The sequence below is a fragment of the Geothrix sp. PMB-07 genome (assembly GCF_030758935.1).
Classification (GTDB): domain Bacteria; phylum Acidobacteriota; class Holophagae; order Holophagales; family Holophagaceae; genus Geothrix.
Map to the genome: position 1 here is coordinate 2,640,458 of NZ_CP132333.1, position 17,445 is coordinate 2,657,902.

Genomic DNA, 17,445 nt, shown 5'->3' on the forward strand with positions numbered 1-17,445 from the left:
TGGATCAAATTGTTTCGATGACCGACGCGATGCCCTGGCCGCCGCCGATGCACATGGTGGCGATGCCGTAGCGGCCGCCATCGGTTTCGAGGCGGCTCAGCAGGGTGGTGAGGATGCGCGCGCCGCTGGCGCCCAGGGGATGCCCCACGGCGATGGCGCCGCCCCAGGCATTCACCTTGGCGGGATCATAGCCACCCTCGCGGATGACGGCCAGGCTCTGCGCAGCAAAGGCTTCGTTGAGTTCCATGGCGTCGATCTGATCGAGTTTCAGGCCGCAGCGGTCCAGCACCTTCTTCACGGCCGGCACGGGGCCGATGCCCATCCGGTCCGGTTCCACGCCCGCCACGGCGCCGCCGAGGATGCGCGCGCGGGGCTTGAGGCCCAGGGACTTGGCCAGCCCTTCCTCCATCACCAGCAGGAACGCGGCGCCATCGGTGACGGGCGAGCTGTTGCCGGCGGTGACATTCCCATCGGCCAGGAAGGCAGGCTTCAACTCCCCCAGCTTCTCCAGGCTGGTATCGGCGCGCACGCATTCATCCTGCTGCAGGGTGACCGCCTTGCCGTCGAGGCCCTTGGTCTCGAAGCGAACGACCTCCTTCTCGAACTTGCCCGCCTTCCAGGCCGCCGCGGCCTTCTGATGGCTGCCGTAGGCGAATTCATCCTGTTCGCGCCGGCTGATCTTGTATTCCTTGGCCAGGTTCTCGGCGGTGATGCCCATGGAACAGTAGGCCGCGGGGTAGGTCTCGCTGATGAAGGGATCGATGCTGGGATTGAAGCCCATCATGGGCACCTTGGACATGCTCTCCACGCCGCCCGCCAGGAAGAGGTCCCCCTGGTTGGCCAGGATGGCGCGCGCAGCCATGAGCATGGTTTCCTGACTGCTGCCGCAAAAGCGGTTGATGGTGGCCGCGCCCGCGGTGATGGGCAGGCCCGAGCGGAAGCTGATGAGGCGCGCCATGTTCATGCCCTGTTCGCCTTCGGGCATGGCACAGCCCACCAGCACATCTTCCAAGGCCGACCAGTCCTTCAGCAGGGGCTTGATGGCTTCGATCACCACCGCGCCCAGCGCCTCGGGGCGGGTGGCGGCGTAGGCTCCCTTGACGCCCCGGCCGATGGGGGTGCGCTTGGCTTCAACGATGACTGCGGATCGCATGGGTCCTCCGGGGAATCGGCTGTCTGGGTTTCCGAGGAGCCTAGCATCCGCTGAGTGCGCCCGGAGCACTTACCGTGGGTCATGGTGGGCTTACCGGAAGTCAACGCAGCGTTTCGGCCCACGGCCTTTCCGGGCAAGATGGAAGCATCCTAGGACACCCCATGGCCCAGACCGCGCACTCCCTGGAACCGCTCCTCGCCGAATGCCGCAAGGTGATCGTGGGCCAGCCCCAGCTGCTGAACCGCCTGCTGGTGGCCCTGCTCTGCCGCGGCCACGTGCTGCTGGAGGGCCTGCCGGGCCTGGCGAAGACGCGCACCATCAAGACGCTGGCCTCCGCCAGCCACACCAGTTTCCGCCGCATCCAGTTCACGCCGGATCTGCTGCCCAGCGACGTGGTGGGCACCCTCATCTTCGACCCCAAGCAGCTCACCTTCACACCCAAGCGCGGCCCCATCTTTGCCAACCTCGTGCTGGCCGATGAAATCAACCGCGCCCCCTCCAAGGTGCAGGCGGCCCTGCTGGAGGCCATGGAAGAGCGACAGGTCACCCTGGGCGAAGAAAGCTTCGCCCTGCCCAACCCCTTCCTGGTGCTGGCCACCCAGAACCCCTTGGAACAGGAGGGCACCTTCCCCCTGCCTGAGGCCCAGATGGACCGCTTCCTCTTCAAGCTGCGGGTGGACTACCCCAAGCAGGAGGAAGAAGTGGAAGTGCTGCGTCGCGCTCACCTCAACGGCGACGAGGTGCGCCCCGTGGTGGATGGCGCCAGCCTGCTGGCGGCGGGCAAGCAGGCCGAACAGGTGCGCCTGGATGACGCCATCCGCGCCTACATCGTGCGGCTCGTTCAGGCCACGCGCCCCGGCCACGGCAAACCCTGGAAGGGCAAGGAGCAGCTCCGCTGTGGCGCCAGCCCTCGGGCCTCGCTGGCCCTGCAATCCTCTTCGCGCGCCCTGGCCTACCTGCAGGGCCGCGACCACGTGCTGCCCCAGGACGTGGTGGACCTCGCGCCAGACGTGCTGCGCCACCGCATGCTGCTTACCTTCGAGAGCGAGGCCGATGGCGCCACCACCGACCAGGCCATCGCCCAGCTGCTCCAGGCTGTGCCACGCCCCTGAAGGCACGCCGAAAACTGCCGCTTGACTTCAGGTAGTCGATTCACCAACCTGATCGCAATCCCCCCCCAATCCCTCATCGGAGGCCCCATGGCACGACCGAAGTTGCTGAAAATCCGCCTGATCTACAGCGTGGAAGGATCCACAGTCCCGCTGGAACTCGACCTTGATCCGGCGCGAACGACCTCGCTTTTCTTTGATGAACACGCCGCCGTGGAAATCCTGGGCGGCTTCTACGAAGGCCAGAAAAAGGAAATCACCCGTGATCAGGCCATCGCCCGCTTCGGCACCCGTGCCGAGGCCTGGTTCCCCAAGGGGAAGGACTGTCTGCCGCTGAACAAGGCGTTTATGAAGAAAGTGTGGGGGCTGAGTAATAAAAAGACCAGGCGCTCCTCCGATGTTTTAGTTGCCCCAAGGGCCGACCCGGACTCTTTGCCCATGGTAATCAGCAAGGACCCTGGCTGCTGGCCAACTGGAGAACCATGATCCTGATACATTGACTAAGCCTAGTGGCTAGTTCTTATTTTGGATATTTCGACTGAATTGCTCTTACATTTGGTCGCATACAAAGTTTAGATACCTACCCTCGAGGCGCTGCCAAAAGAGTGTTACGAATTTCTGGATTGTGCGAATCCAATGCAAAGGCTCGCTGAATTCGAGCCTTTGCTGTTTTCTGCTGTCCATTTGCCTCTGCGAGTTGTGCGCCCCGGAGCCACAACACAGCATTTGAGGGGAAACGCTTAATGCCTTCTTGAAACAACACCTCTCCTTCCATCAGAGCCCTCTCGCTCTCCCCAGCATCCCGTCCGTACGCTCTGCTTTTCCAAAGGGCGATTTCCACGAGAACCGCTGAAACCATCGCCTGGTAAGGTGCGACCTGCCTTGCTTGCCGATACATGTGTTCTGCTTGCTCTAGAGAGACAAGGGCCCCAGGTAGATGATGTGCCGTCTCCCATTGGCCCTGCATGAGGGCCACATTCCCTCTACCGTACAGTGGAAGGAAATCCCGACCCTGCTTTAGGACCATCTCGAAACATATCGCAGATTCATGAAGCGATTGACGAGGATCGAGACCGTGGGTGCGCTCATATTCCGCCCTCTCCCCCCACAGGTAGCCTAGCGCCTCTCTGAGAGATTTCGCATCAGGCTCACGGTCTAATTCCCGCAGGATTAGTTGCAGAGTGGTTTCAAACACTTCCCATGGTGCTTCGCCTCGCAACGTTCCTTCGGATATACGCCACACCGATACTTTGGCCAACTCCCTTGCCAGATCTGAATGTCCTTGCCGCAATTCAAGAGCTCGTCGCCCGTGGGCAAGGGCAAGGTCCAACCAAGTGACAGGATCACCCATCTCAGGAAACTTCGCGGCATAACGCTCTGCCCGCATTGCTCCTTCCAAAGCATCGAAGGATGGATGTGTGGAGTCTAAAAGAGGTGCCAGCAAAGAAATGGCCTTCTTTAGCGGTTCCGCCCCAGAGCGCCCTATCACCAGCGCATTCACGGCTTCTGCAGTCAGCAGGCCGGCTTCCATGATTACGGCATCTCTCCCGTCAATCTCCAGGACTCGAAGAGCCGACACGATCCCCTCAACGGATGACCGAAGTTCCTTTCGTCTGCTCGGGTCGGCGACGAACGCACTGTAGCGCATGACCCCAATGCGCCCTACTAGCTCCAAGGCTTGAATATCGCACGGGGCCGACCTGACCGCAGCCTGGGCCCGCTCGTGCGCCGCCTCCAACATCGCTGTTCGTTCGGTCCCACTCTTCGGCAATCCCCAAGACAGCAGCGCACGGGCCTCCAACAACCGCGCCTCATAGAACCACGGCGCCTGGGCCTGAGCTTCTTTGGCCTTGGCGACGGCCTCTTCCCAGCGGCCGGACACCCAGGCGGCCTGGCCTTCGAGGTAGGCGAGGGGGATGAGGGAGGCGGGGGCGCCGGATTTCAGCAGGGGTTCGATGCGGGTGGCGGCGCGGGCCTGGAGGCGGGCCACGGCCTCCTTGCGCGCGTCGCCCTGGCCGATGCGCCAGGCCTCGTCCAGGGCGTGCTGGTGCAGCTCCAGGAGGGCCCGGCCCAGGGCTGAGCGCAGTTCCGGCGTGTCGAAGCCCAGGGCGCGGGCACGCTCCAGATGCGCCTGGGCCTGCTCGGGCTGGCCCAATGCCAGGCGGGCGCGGCCGATGGCATATTCGCCCGGGGCTTCGGCGATGGCGCTTTCGGCCTTCACCTCTTCCGCCAGACGGGCCACCCGGGCCTCCAGATCGCGGCGTTCGGGGCCGAGGTCATGAGGCGGCGAGAGTTTCAGGTAGCGGGCCAGGGCCTCGATGCGTTCCGCCGCCTGGGCGAAGCGCTGGGCATAGGTCGCCCGGGCCTGGGCGCGCAGGCGCTCCCGCAGGGCCATGCCGCCGAAGACGCCCATGGAGAGCAGCACGGCCGCCGAGGCGATGACCAGGGCTTTGCGCTTGCGCACCCAGTGGGCCAGTTTCTCCAGCGTCGTGGCAGGCCGGGCCTGGATGGGTTCGCCGTCGAGCAGGCGCTGCAGATCCTCGCCCAGGGCCCGCGCCGTGGCGTAGCGTCGGCGGGGATCCTTCTGCAGACAGGTGAGCAGCACCGTCTCCAGATCCGCCGGGGCCGTGGGCACCATCCGGCGCAGCGGGGGCGGTTCGTCCTTCACGATGTGTTCCATGCACACCAGGCCCTCGCCGCCGAAGGGCGGCGCGCCCACCAGGAGGGTGTGGAGTGTGGCCCCCAGAGCGTAGACATCGCTGCGGCGATCCAGCCGCGCCGTTTCCCCCCGCACCTGTTCCGGCGCCATGTAGCTCACGGTGCCCATGACCCGACCGGTCTCCGTGAGGCCGTGGCTTTCGGCGCCCCGGGCCAGGCCGAAGTCCAGCACACAGGCCCGGGGCGCCTCGCCCTCGGGATGGTCGATCATGAGGTTGGGCGGCTTCAGGTCGCGGTGCACCAGCCCCACGCGGTGCGCGGCATGGACCCCCTCGCAGACCTCGATCATGTGCCGCAGCAGCGCCTCCAGGGGCAGTTTCGGCGCGGCTTTCTGCAGCGTCTCGCCCCGGAGGAACTGCATGACGATGTAGGGCTGTCCGCGCCATTCGCCCACTTCGTAGACCCGGCACACATTCGGATGATCCACTCGGGCCTGCAGCTGGGCCTCCTGCAGGAAGCGCTGGATGAGTTCGGGGTCCTCCCGGCGCAGCAGTTTCAGGGCGACCTCCCGACGCAGCCTGGGATCGGTGGCCCGGAAGATGCGCCCCATGCCGCCTTCGCCCAGCAGCACGAGATCCTCAAAGCGGCCCCAGCGCTCCAGCGTCTGCGCCCGGAAGACGCCGCCCTGACGGAACCCCCGCATGGGCCCGGAGGGCGGATCCGAAGAGGGCGGCGTGGGCTCAAGCTGCGTGGGTTCGGCCTGGGGCCCCAGCAGGGTTTGGGCCGTGACCTCCATGGACCAGTGGTCCCCTTCCGTGGCATCCAAGTCCGCCAAGTCCTGCCTCAGCAGGATGCAGTCGCTTTCCGTCAGGCGCCCGCCGGCCACCAGACCCTCCAGGGTGACCCCCTGGGCCTCGTCAGGTTCAAGCAGACCGCGAGCCACGGCCAGGGCCAGTGCCCGTTCCTCAGCTGTGGCCATGGCCGCCTTTACCCACGGTTGTGACTCCTCTGTGAATTATCCACGGCTGGGCCGATGGGGCCTTCCTTTGAAGTTAACCTGGGTTGGCCGGGCTTGGGTTGACCGGGATGATGCCGAAGGTCAGACTGGCTTTGGCCCTGTGCGGGGCAGAAAGGAGGTTCCATGGGACAGCAAGCCGACCTTTCCGAACCTCCGTCGAGTCGCGCCGCCCGCTGAGGCGGTTGCCCGACGCTCTTTCCGCTCCCCCGAATCCGCACCCTGAACGGGATGGCCGCACGCATTTGCGCGCTGCATCCTCTGCACCGGACCGGCCATGATGCACCGATTTCTCGACACCATGTGGGGACAGGCAAATGCCCTCTTCTCGCCCTTCCGGCGGCGCCGCCGCTGGGTGGATCTGCTTCTCATCGCCGCCGCTTTCGGAATGCTCTATGGGCTGATTCTCGTGGGGCGGGAATGGACGGCCATCCAACGCCCACAGCTGGAGATCAACCTCTCCCTGCTGGCGCTGCCCAAATACACCTTCTTCTCCATGATGCGGGGCATCGCCGCCTACGTGTTGTCCATCGCCTTCACCCTGGTGTATGCCTTCTGGGCGGCCAAGGACGACCGGGCCGAGAAGCTGCTGATCCCCCTGCTGGACATCCTGCAGAGCATCCCGGTGCTCACCTTCCTCATGCCGCTGCTGCTGGTCATGGTGGCCCTGTTCCCCCGCAGCAACACGGGCCTGGAGATCACCGCCATCCTGACCATCTTCACGGGCCAGGTGTGGAACATGACCTTCAGCCTCTACCACAGCCTGAAGAGCGTGCCTTCCGAGCTGCAGGAAGCTGGCACCGTCTACCGCTTCACCTGGTGGCAGCGCTTCAAGTGGGTGGAACTGCCCTTCGCCACCACCGGCCTGGCCTGGAACAGCATGATGAGCATGGCGGGCGGCTGGTTCTTCCTCATGATCAACGAATCGCTCAAGGTGGGCGACAAGGACTTCCGCCTGCCGGGCCTGGGTTCGTACATGCGGGTGGCCGCAGAACAGGGCAACGTCAAGGCAGAGGTCATGGCGGTGCTGGCCATGATCCTCATGATCGTGCTGCTGGACCAGGTGCTCTGGCGGCCCGTGGTGGTCTGGGCCCAGCGCTTCCGCATCGAAGACACGGTACAGAACGTGGATTCGCAGAGCTGGTTTCTCAACCTCATCCGCGGCTCCCGCCTCATCCGCCGGTGGGACCGCTGGCGGACCAAGCAGCGCCGGAACCGCCAGCACCGCCGCTCCACCCAGAAGCAGGTCTCCGTGGATGCAGGTCTGGACAGGGCCACCCATGCAGCCCCATGGCTATCCCTGGTGGCCCTGTTTATCCTTTCGGCCTTCCTCATCCTGGGCGGATACGGCGTCTTCCGTCTGCTCCAGCAGCTCCATTCAGCCTCCTGGTGGATCCTCCTGAAGGCCGCTGGCCTCACCCTGGCGCGGGTGATGGCCTCCATCGCCATCGGGCTCTGCTGGACCCTCCCCGCAGGTTTGGCCATCGGGCTCTCCCAGCGCCTGTCGAAGATCTTCCAGCCCATCGTCCAGGTGGCGGCCTCCTTCCCCGCGCCCATGCTGTTCCCAGCGGTCATCGCCCTGCTGGCGGCCTTCAAGATCGGGCTGGGCTGGGGCAGCATCGTTCTCATGCTGCTGGGCACCCAGTGGTACATCCTCTTCAACGTCATCGCCGGGGCCAGCGCCATTCCCAGCGACCTGCGTGAGGTGGGCACCGCCTTCGGCTTCAGCCGCTGGCAGCGCTTCCGCAACCTCTACCTGCCCGCCATTTTCCCGTACCTCGTCACGGGGTGCCTCACCGCCGCAGGCGGTGCGTGGAACGCCAGCATCGTGGCGGAGTACTACAACATCAGTGGCCCCACCCTCCAGACCTTCGGCCTGGGCGCCATCGTGAGCCAGGCCACGGATGAGAAGAACTTCGTGCTGTTGGCCGCGTCCACGCTGGTCCTCGCTGGCACGGTGGTGCTCTTCAACCGCCTGGTCTGGAAACCCCTCTACAAGATCGCCGAGACCCGCTATTCCCTGTCGAAGTGAGGCAGCCATGATCCACGCCAGTACCGCCAGCCACGAAGTCATCTGCGAGCTCAAGGGCATCCAGAAATCTTTCGACCGGGAGACCGGGCACGCCCTGCGCGTGCTGGAGGATATCAATCTGGATATCCGCGCCAACGAAGTGGTGTGCCTCATCGGGCCCTCGGGCTGCGGAAAATCCACCATCCTGCGCATTTTCGCGGGCCTCATCAAGCCGACCAAGGGCAAGACCTTCTACCACGGCGAGAAGATGGAAGGCCTGAACCCCGGTGTGGCCATCGTCTTCCAGAACTTCGCGCTCTATCCCTGGATGACCGTGGAAGCCAACGTGAAAACGGTACTCCAGGCCCAGGGGCTCGACGACGAGACCATCAAGGCCAAGGCCCACCGCGCCATCCGACTGGTGGGCCTTGAGGGCTTCGAGGAAGCCTATCCGCGCGAGCTCTCCGGCGGCATGAAACAGCGCGTCGGCATGGCCCGGGCCCTCAGCGTCGATCCCGAAATCCTCTTCATGGACGAGCCCTTCAGCCACGTGGACGCCCTCACGGCGGAAGGCCTCCGCGCAGAGATCCTCGACATCTGGGACGATGCCGAGCGCAATCCCTCCTCCATTCTCATGGTGAGCCACGACATCAAGGAAGTGGCCTACATGGCCGACCGCATCGTGGTGCTGTCCGCCAACCCGGGCCGGGTGCGCACCATCGTGGAGAACCCCCTGCCCCGCCCCCGCGACATGCGCAGCCCCGAGTTCCTGCGCCTGGTCGATCAGCTGCACGACATCATCACCAGCACCGAACTGCCCGACATCGAAGTGAGCGCCCCCGAGCCCAGCCTCCTGCCCGACCTCGTGGAGCCCCTGCCGCCCGCGCCCTCCTCCGACATCCTGGGCCTGCTGGAATACCTGGAGACCCAGGGCGGCGCCGCGGACCTCTTCCAGGTGGCCGCCGCCACCCACGTCACCTTCGAGAAGATCCTGGCCTCCGTGAAGGGCGCCGAGATGCTCGACTTCGTGGACACGCCCAAGCGCCAGGTGCTCCTCACGGCCCTGGGCCAGCGTTTCGTGCGCGCGGACATGGACGAGCGCAAGGACATCTGGAAGGCCCAGCTTCTGGAACTGCGCCTGTTCCGCCTGGTGCAGGAGCTCATCGAGCTGCACAAGGGCGAACTGCAGGAGGACGAATTGCTGGCAGAGCTGCAGCAGCGGCTGCCCCTGGAGAACTCCGAGCAGACCTTCGAGACACTGGTCACCTGGGGCCGTTTCGGCGAACTCTTCGCCTTCCGCGAGGATCGCGGCGTACTCACGCCGGAGTAGGCGACCCGGATCGTTTCTCTTCGACTCGGATGAATACCAAAGCAGGCATTCAGGTCCCCGCAAGGGTCTCTGAATGCCTGCTTCCCATCATCCCCAGGTCTTCCTTCCTGACCTGGGGCCCCTCCCTTTGCTTGCCCGGCAGAAGACGCTTCCGTTCTGAATCACTGCCCGTTGCTGTTCACGGTGTTGGGGGCATAGGTCCCCGACGAGGCATCGTGGTAGATGCCCGTTCCCGCGTTACCGGTCACCGTGTTGTCCGTGACCACCGCCCCACTGCACCCCGTCAACAGCATCCCATCGCCCTTGTTGTTCATCACCCGGTTCCCGGTGATGGTCAGCTTCGTGGCCTGGCCATAGGTCTTGATCCCATTGTCCAGGTTGTCGTGGATGTAGTTGTTCCGGATGATGTTCGAATCGCAGCAGGAGAAGGCGATGCCGCCATCCTTGTAACTGGAGCCTCCGTTGCCGAAGACCTCGTTGTTCTCGATGATCGTGTTCGTCGCGAAGGTGTAGCTCATGTCGGCCTCTGAGGCGCCCTGCTGAATGCCGCCGCCCGCGTTGCCCGAGAAGATGCACTCGCTGATGTGGATGTTGTTGCAGGTCTGCCCGCCGTTCGGCTCCACGTCGATGCCGCACTCAGGGGCCGTGCCCTGGGTGTTCTTGAAGACCGAATTCTTCACCACCAGCCCATTGACGCTGGTGACGGACAATCCCTGGCGGCGGTTGTGGTCCGCGGTCACGTTGCAGAGGGTCACATTCGTGCAGAGGTCGGTGATGTAGAAGCCATCTCCCCAGCACTCTTTCGCGGTCACGCCCTGGATCACCACCTGATCCGAATTGTTGATGGAGAGGCCCATGCCCCATTCGCCACTGGTGCCCGAGTGGGCGCTGCGATCCCCCAGGAGGGTTCCCCCCACGACGTTGACCTTGCTGGCAAAACTGATGGCCACGATGGCGTAGGTTCCCGCCGAGTTCGGAATGGCTTTGAGGACCGCGCCTGCGGAAAGGCTCAGGGTCATGTTGCTCCCCAGGCGGATGCCCGAACTGTTCTGCTTCACCGCATCGATCATGTAGGTGCCATCGGGAATCAGCACCGTGCCGCCTGTTCCGCTCACCGCATTCACCGCCTTCTGGATGGCGGCCGTGTCATCGGTCGTGCCATCACCCTTGGCGCCATAGGCCGAATCCCGGACATTCACCACCGTGGAAGCGGTGGGCGCAGGAGCGCAGCCACTTTGGATCAGGATGGCGGACGTTGCCGATTTGCTGGTGTCGCCCACACTCATGGCCGTCACTGTGTCGCTGCCGCTGGCGGGTGCCGTGTAGAGGCCGCTGCTGTCGATGCTGCCGTGCTGGGCGGACCAGACCACGCTGCTGCTGAAGGCGCCGGTCCCCGTCACCGTGGCGGTGAACTGCTTCTGGGTTCCGCCGCTCATCGACCAGGAAGCGGGGCTGATGGCCACGGCCGTGACCGTGGGCACCACAGGATCGGAACCGATCACCGTGACAGTGGCCGTGGCGGACTTGGTGGGATCCTGCACACTCTTGACCGTCACCACATCGGTGCCGCTGGTGGCAGGAGCGCTGTAGAGGCCCGTTGCCGTGATCGTTCCCCGCTGGGCCGACCAGGTGGCTGCGGAGTTGTAGGAGCCAGTGCCGGACACAGCCGCGTTGAACTGGTTCTGGGTGCCCACATTGAGTGCCAGCGTCGGAGGATTCAGCGAAACAGAGCTGATGGTCGCGGCGGGGCCCTGTGGCGTGATGGTCACGCTGGAATCCGCGAAGACGCCCAATGGGCTCGTCACCCGCAGCCAGTAGGTCTGGGTGGAAGTGCAGCCGCTGCCTGCAGAAGCTGCATTGACCGTGCCAGCCACGGGCTGGTCGCACCACACCGAGAGGATTAAATCATTTGCATTTGTGGTGGTCACCCCCGAGTTCGCATGGCTGGTGGCATCGGCGGAATCGCCCACCAGGGAGCGGCCATCCAGGACGGTGGCCAGAGTGCCTGAGGGACCCGAAATCACGTGGACCATGCACCCATCGTCGTAACTGTCACCCAGCAAGGAAGTGGTGATCGTCAGGGTGCCGCTGCTCTTGGCAATGGCGTAGTGCTGGAACATGGCGTTGTAGTGCACAGGTTCGAAGAGACCGCTGCCCACCTGACTGTAGGTGTTCGACCCGCCATTGGCATTGTCGGTGACGGTCACGGTGGTGAGACCGCCCCCCCGAGCCGAAGTGACCACGATGAGATCCCCCGCCGACACGGAGATGCCCGTGGCTTGGGCGGTGTCAAAGGAGGCGACGCTGCGAACCGAGGCGGTCGACGCCACCCGGAACGCACTCATGAAAGAAAGCAGGGTGGTCGAACCCGGCGTGGTCACGGTCTGGGAATAGAGCCCCTGATTGGCCGCCTGCTGGGTGAAGGCATGGAAGATCAGGTTCGAGCCGGCCGGAACAAAACCGCCCTTGGCCACGGGAATGGGCACGCCAGACACGGGGCTCGCGCTGATGTCGCTGCCACCTAGGCTGGTGCCTACGATGGCCGTTCCCCCGGTGAAGGAGGGCGTGATGGTCACGTTCGTGGCACCAAACACAGGCGTGGTGCTGCTCGCCGAGAGGTTGGCCGTGGGGGCCGGGGCCACGGTGATGGTGCAGGCCGTGGCGGCCTGGATGCCCGCCGCGCTGGTCACAGTCAGGGTGTAGGTCTTGGTCGCGGACAGGATGCCCGTGCTGACCGGAATGCCTGAAACAACGGCGGTGCTGAGGTCCGAAGAGCCGGGTCCGGCGCTGCCAAGGGTGGCTGTTCCACCAGAAAAGGTGGGCGTGAGGGTGGTGCTGCTTCCGGAAGCCACCGTGCTGCTCGCGGCCACCAGGCTTCTGGCGATGGGAGCGACCACCACGGTCAGGGCGGCGCTGGCGGTTTTCGTCGGGTCCGCCACGCTGGTGGCGCTCAGGGTGTGGCTGCCCGCCGCCGCAGGAGCGGTGTAGGAGATGGTGCTCCCCGAACCCGCGATGGTTCCCACGGTGGCGTTGCCATTGGCGATGCCATCCACCTTCCAGGTGACGGCGGTATTGGGGGTGCCGGTGACCGCGGCCGTGAAGGAGGCGGACTGGCCTCCAAGCACCTGGGCCGCACTCGGCGTCAGGGCCACGCTGACCGAAGCTCCCTGCTGTGGCGTGATGGTCACGCTCGAATCCACGAAGGCGCCTGAGAGATCCGTCACCCGCAACCAGTACGTCTGGGTGGCGACGAAGGCGCCACCGGTGGGGGCTGAAGCCGAAGTGATCTTGCTGGCGTTGGGCTGATCGCACCACACGGAGAGGATGAAGTCGTTGGCGTTGGCCGTGGTGGGGCCGGGGTTGGCGTGGCTGGTGGTATCGCCGGCATCGGCCACCACCGAGCGGGCATCCAGGACCGTTGCCAGAGTGCCAGTGGTCCCGGAAATCACATGCACCATGCAGCCATCGTCATATTTGTCCCCCAGGAGCGAGGTGGTGATGGTCAATGTCCCCGTGCTTTTGGCGATGGCACAGTGCTGGAACAAGGCGTTGTAGTGCTTCGCCTCGAAGACGCTGCCCACCTGGCTGTAGGCATTCGATCCACCACTGGCGTTGTCTGAAAGGGTCACGGTGGTCAACCCGCCACCGCGGGCCGAAGTCACCACAATGAGATCGCCCGCCACCACGGAGATGCCCGTGGCCTTGGAAACCGTGAAGCAGGCGCTGCTGCGAAGCGAGGCCGCCGTTCCCACCTTGAAGGCGCTGATGAAGGAAAGCAGGGTGGTCGAAGCCTTGGATTTGACCGATTGGGAGTAGGTTCCAGTGCCGGTCACAGATTGACTGAAGGCTTGAAAGACCAGGTTCGAACCCGCGGGCCTGAACCCGGTCACAGGTACCGGGATGGCCACACCCGACGCAGCGCCGGCGCTGACATCTGAACCGCCCTGGCTCGTTCCCACCAAGGCCGTCCCACCCGAGAACGTCGGCGTGATCGTCACATTGGTCGCCCCATAAGGTGGGGCCGTGGTGCTGGCCTTGATGCTGCCCGTGGGCGCGGCGGTCAGAACCACCATGCCTGAAAGCGCCATTCCCTGAAGCGAGGCTAGACATCGTCCGATTCGCATAAATCCCTCCGCAGTCGGATAAGGCAACGGAGGTGCCGAGAAAAAATCGGCCGGTGCGACTTGTGTTAGCCATTCAGTGACAAGGTTTGGGTCAACGAGTAACCCACATCGCTTGCACGCGAATCTGGACTTTGGATCTGTATTCCAGGATCCGGATTGATCGCGAAGCTAAGTCGTGATTCTGGATTGGGGCATTCAGAACTGGGCGTGCAACCGCAGGGCGTAGAGGGCTGCGGGGCCGCGATCGCTGTTGTAGCCTGGGTTTGCGATGCGCTGCGCATCCAGCGTGGCCGTGAGGTACCGCCCCAGGGCCAGGGCGTAGTAGGCCTCGACAATGCGCTCGGGCGCATAGCTCAGTCGGCCATCGCCCAGCAGGAAACCCTGGCCTCCAGCGCCGAGGTAGGCCTCGTGGTCGGGGCTCAGGCCATTCTGCACATAGGCGGTCCCCACTCGATCCTGTGCACGCTGCCAGGCGGTTCCCTTCAGGGTGAAGCCCACCGAGGCAGAGCGATCTGCTTCTGTGAAGGCCCATGATTCCGTGCGCCCATCGCTCCAGCTCCAGCGGGCGAAGGCGCCCAGATCCGCCGTGAGGGCCTGTTCCAGATTGAGCCCCCAGCCGCGCTTGGCCCGCCCGTAGGCACGCGTCGAAACCACATCCGGATCCTGCGGCCGCTCGGCCAGGCTCTGCCGGTAGTCTCCCATGCGCGTGGTGTTGCGGAAGGCCATGAGGCGCACCGCCCCGGCCTGGCCGCCGAGGGCATGATCGTGCTCCAGCTCCACCACGTCCCCATGGGCGCGCGCGAAGCCGTGGTCCATCTCCAGCTGGTTGGCCTCCAGGGGTTCGGCGAAGCGACCGTGCCGCAGCACCCAGTCGTCCCAGTACAGCTCAGCGGCATAGCCCCAGGTGTAGCCCCGCGTGTCGGCCGGGTAATCCCAGGCGCCATGGCCCATCAGCGTCCAGTTGAGGAACTGGGAACGGGGGTCGTGGGCCAGGGCATTGGCATCGAAGACATCCATCACGCTGAACTTGCCCACATGAACCACCAACCGCCGCGCGGCCTTGGAACCGGCCAGCTGGTGGGCATCGGCCTCCACTTTCTGGGACTCGCCGCCCAGGTCGAAGGTCTGCTTGATCCACACACGGGCCACCGTGGCCCGAAAGTCCGTGCTCCCCACGCGGTACGTCTCACCGTTGGGCGCCCCCGCCAGACCGAGGACGCTGCTCACCCCCTTGCCCGCGGCGCCTTCGGCATCCACATACACCTCGGCGCCCGACCAGGGCCGCCAGCCCGCCATGAGCGTGGTGGTGAACGAGGTGGCCCGCTCGGGGCCCGGGCGCAGGCTGTGTTCACCCAGGTAGGGCGAGGCGAAGCTGCCCAGGGATTGGGTGACCACGGTGGCCTGGCCGTGCAGGCTCCAGTCCTCGGTCCCCTGAGCCATTAATAAGGAAGAACCCGTCAGGAGGAGGAAGGGAAGAAGAACTCGGCGGCAACGGAACATGGAAACACCATGGCAGAGGAGAGAATCAGAACGGGGACGGGCGTGTGACGGCGGTGTTGCCGCAACCTGCTTAGTGTCTTTCAGGCACCGGCGGCGCGAAAGCGCAGAGGGTCACGCCCGCCAGTACCAGCAGGGTGCCCACGGCCTGGAGGGGACGCAGGGGTTCGGAGAGCAGCAGCCAGCCGAACACCACCGTCGCCACAGGCTGGGTCATGAGGCCCATGGCGCCCATGTTGGTGGAGACATGGCCCATGCCCCATGTGATGAACCACCAGGCCACCACCTGGATGGCCACCCCCAGGGCCAGGAGGGCCCACCAGGAACGGGCCGGATAGCCCCGGAAGGCCTCGCCCTGCAGCAGGCCCAGGGCGCCGAAGAGGACCGTGCAGCTGAGCACCACCCAGAAGAGGGCCTCAGGGGCGCTGAGTTCCCGCCGGGCCCGGCCCAGGGCCAGGGTGAAGGCGCCGTAGGCCAATGAGGCCAGGGCGCCCAGCAGCTCACCCAGGCCCGAGCCCCAACGGGCTCCCTTGGCGAGGCCCAGCACCAGGGCCCCGGCCAGGGCCAGCAACATGCCCATCCAGAAGCGGCGGCGAAGCCGGGCCCCCAGCCACAGCACGGACACCACCGCCACCCAGATGGGCGCCAGGGTCACCAGCAGCGTGGCATTGGCGGCGCTGGTGTGGTGCAGGGCCGTATGCCACATCCACAGGTCCAGCACGAAGCAGGCGCCGGCCACCAGGGCCCAGAGGCGGGCGCGGCCTGTATCAGGGCGGGCCGTGCCCCGGGCCATCAGCGCCACGAAGGGCAGCGCGAAGGCCATGCGGTAGAAGCCCACCGCCAGAGGCCCGGCCGGGGCGGCCCAGCGCACCAGCATGGCGGCGAAGCCCAGGAGTGATGCGCCGAAAAGAAGGGAAGCCAGTCCTCGGGGATCCGGCGTCTTGTGAATGACCATGCCACCAGCCTTGCAGGAAGCCCCTCAGGCCTCAATGGCCTCGGCCACCTTGGCGACCAGGGTCGCCGCATCCACGGGCTTGAGCAGGAACCCGGAAATGCCCAGCTGCTGCATGGTCTGGAGCAGGGCGTCATCCCGATGGGCAGAGACCACCAGGATGGGCAGGTCCCTCAGTGCCGCATCCTCGCGCACGGCGCGCACCAGGCTCTCCCCGGGGCATTCGGGCATGAGGAAATCCACCAGCAGCAGATCCACTGGCGATTCCCGCAGCACCTGGAGCACCTCGAAGAGGGAGGTGGGTTCCACTTCCACCGTCTCGTGGCCCTTGGCCCGCAGGGCTCCCGCGGCGAAGGCCCGGACCAGGCGGCTGTCATCCACGATGGCGATTCGGGACATGGATTCTCCTCAGCCCCTCATCGTCACGCCGATTCCAGAGATCAACAATGGACCGTTTTTTTAATTGGCCCACCGGGAGACCTGCTCCCAGATGTCCTCGTCCTGGCTGGGGCCGTTGAGCAGGATGGCGAAAACCCGCACCCGCCCGTCCAGCGTCTGCAGGTAGCCGCAGAGGCTCGTGACCTGGTCGAGGTGGCCGGATTTCACCCGCACCCGCCGGGTGAGGTTGGGGTCCTTCATGCGGAGCTTCCAGGGTTCCCCCCCGATGACCTTCAGGGACGCCACGAACTCCGGGCCCACGTCGAAGTCGTGGTAGGCCCCCCGGAGAATGATGGCCAGGGTCCTGGCCGAAAGGCGGTTGTCCTTGCTCAGGCCCGAGCCGTCGGTGATGCGCACAGCCTCAGGCCCCAGGTCGAAGCCGGTCCGGTAGAAGTCCTGGATGCGCTTGACGCCCCGGGGCCAGGAGCCACCGCCGAAGCTGCGCACCAGCATCTCCACCATGAAATTGTTGGACCATTTGTTGATGTCCATGACCAGGGCCCGCAGGGGCGGCGAGGGCCAACTCAGTAGCTTGCGCGGCGTTCCCGCCGGGACCGCCCGGCCCTCGATGGCGATGCCCGTCTCCTGGAGAATCTGCTGGAGGGTGTCCCGGGACTGGCGCTCGGGGTCCGCCGCCTGGCGCCCAGCTTCGTTCCGATTGAAGTTCACGGAAAGGGGCAGCACGGAAGGCAGGGTGTCCGCCGTGGTGTTCTCCCAGCCCTGGGGCTGCCGCTGGCCGTCGAAGGCGCTCTGATCCAGCACGATGCTTCCGGTCACCCGCTGCAGGCCCTGCTTCTTGAGGGCCTGGGCCAGCAGCCAGATCCGCTCGCTCACCAGCAGGGGATCACCGCCCCCCTTGAAGATGAGGTTCCCCTGGATGACGCCATCCTTCAGATCACCCCAAATTTCCGTTTCGAGGGCGCTATCAGGCTTCAGCGTCTTGAGCAGGGCATAGGTGCTGACCACCTTGGTGGTGCTGGCGGGCACCAGGGCCGTGTCCTCATGGAACCGTTCGAGGGCCTTGCCGGTCTGCACATCCCACAGCCCCGCGGATACGCTGATGCCGCGCGCCTCCAGTCTGCGGGCCCAGGCCTCCAGGCCTTGGGCGGAGAGGCTCAGGCAGCCCAGCAGAAGGGCCGCCGTGACTTTCCAGGACAT

At 65.2% G+C, this 17,445-nt stretch carries 11 protein-coding genes; 4 read left to right on the forward strand and 7 right to left on the reverse strand.

Annotated elements, in window-relative coordinates; all coding sequences use genetic code 11:
* Positions 1 to 4: 4 nt before the first annotated feature.
* Positions 5 to 1,153: a thiolase family protein gene (locus Q9293_RS11725; RefSeq protein ID WP_306246674.1), complete on the reverse strand. Its 1,149-nt coding sequence runs from the start codon at positions 1,151 to 1,153 to the stop codon at positions 5 to 7.
* A 161-nt stretch (positions 1,154 to 1,314) separates the two neighbouring features.
* Between Q9293_RS11725 and Q9293_RS11730 the strand changes: the two genes are divergently transcribed.
* Together Q9293_RS11730 and Q9293_RS11735 are read left to right on the forward strand one after the other, a co-directional pair.
* On the forward strand, positions 1,315 to 2,265 hold the full coding sequence (locus tag Q9293_RS11730) for a MoxR family ATPase (protein ID WP_306246676.1): 951 nt from the start codon (positions 1,315 to 1,317) through the stop codon (positions 2,263 to 2,265).
* Positions 2,266 to 2,352: 87 nt separating this feature from the next.
* On the forward strand, positions 2,353 to 2,748 hold the full coding sequence (locus tag Q9293_RS11735; RefSeq protein ID WP_306246678.1) for a hypothetical protein: 396 nt from the start codon (positions 2,353 to 2,355) through the stop codon (positions 2,746 to 2,748).
* Between the two features lie 94 nt (positions 2,749 to 2,842).
* Here Q9293_RS11735 and Q9293_RS11740 read toward each other — a convergent pair whose 3' ends face one another.
* A complete protein-coding gene (locus Q9293_RS11740; RefSeq protein ID WP_306246680.1) occupies positions 2,843 to 5,899 on the reverse strand; it encodes a serine/threonine-protein kinase in 3,057 nt (1,018 codons plus the stop codon).
* A gap of 313 nt (positions 5,900 to 6,212) precedes the next feature.
* Between Q9293_RS11740 and Q9293_RS11745 the strand changes: the two genes are divergently transcribed.
* Positions 6,213 to 7,967, forward strand: coding sequence for an ABC transporter permease subunit (locus Q9293_RS11745; RefSeq protein WP_306246682.1), 1,755 nt, complete (start codon positions 6,213 to 6,215; stop codon positions 7,965 to 7,967).
* Positions 7,968 to 7,974: 7 nt separating this feature from the next.
* On the forward strand, positions 7,975 to 9,276 hold the full coding sequence (locus tag Q9293_RS11750; RefSeq protein WP_306246683.1) for a nitrate/sulfonate/bicarbonate ABC transporter ATP-binding protein: 1,302 nt from the start codon (positions 7,975 to 7,977) through the stop codon (positions 9,274 to 9,276).
* 161 nt (positions 9,277 to 9,437) lie between these two features.
* Here Q9293_RS11750 and Q9293_RS11755 read toward each other — a convergent pair whose 3' ends face one another.
* From Q9293_RS11755 to Q9293_RS11775, 5 genes are all read right to left on the reverse strand, one after another.
* Positions 9,438 to 13,400, reverse strand: coding sequence for a right-handed parallel beta-helix repeat-containing protein (locus Q9293_RS11755; RefSeq protein WP_306246685.1), 3,963 nt, complete (start codon positions 13,398 to 13,400; stop codon positions 9,438 to 9,440).
* Between the two features lie 195 nt (positions 13,401 to 13,595).
* On the reverse strand, positions 13,596 to 14,900 hold the full coding sequence (locus Q9293_RS11760; RefSeq protein ID WP_306246687.1) for a carbohydrate porin: 1,305 nt from the start codon (positions 14,898 to 14,900) through the stop codon (positions 13,596 to 13,598).
* A gap of 70 nt (positions 14,901 to 14,970) precedes the next feature.
* Positions 14,971 to 15,852 (reverse strand): DMT family transporter, encoded by an 882-nt coding sequence (locus tag Q9293_RS11765; RefSeq protein ID WP_306246689.1) that lies wholly within the window; start codon positions 15,850 to 15,852, stop codon positions 14,971 to 14,973.
* A gap of 24 nt (positions 15,853 to 15,876) precedes the next feature.
* A complete protein-coding gene (locus tag Q9293_RS11770; RefSeq protein WP_306246691.1) occupies positions 15,877 to 16,248 on the reverse strand; it encodes a response regulator in 372 nt (123 codons plus the stop codon).
* 60 nt (positions 16,249 to 16,308) lie between these two features.
* On the reverse strand, positions 16,309 to 17,445 hold the full coding sequence (locus Q9293_RS11775) for a D-alanyl-D-alanine carboxypeptidase/D-alanyl-D-alanine-endopeptidase (RefSeq protein WP_306246693.1): 1,137 nt from the start codon (positions 17,443 to 17,445) through the stop codon (positions 16,309 to 16,311).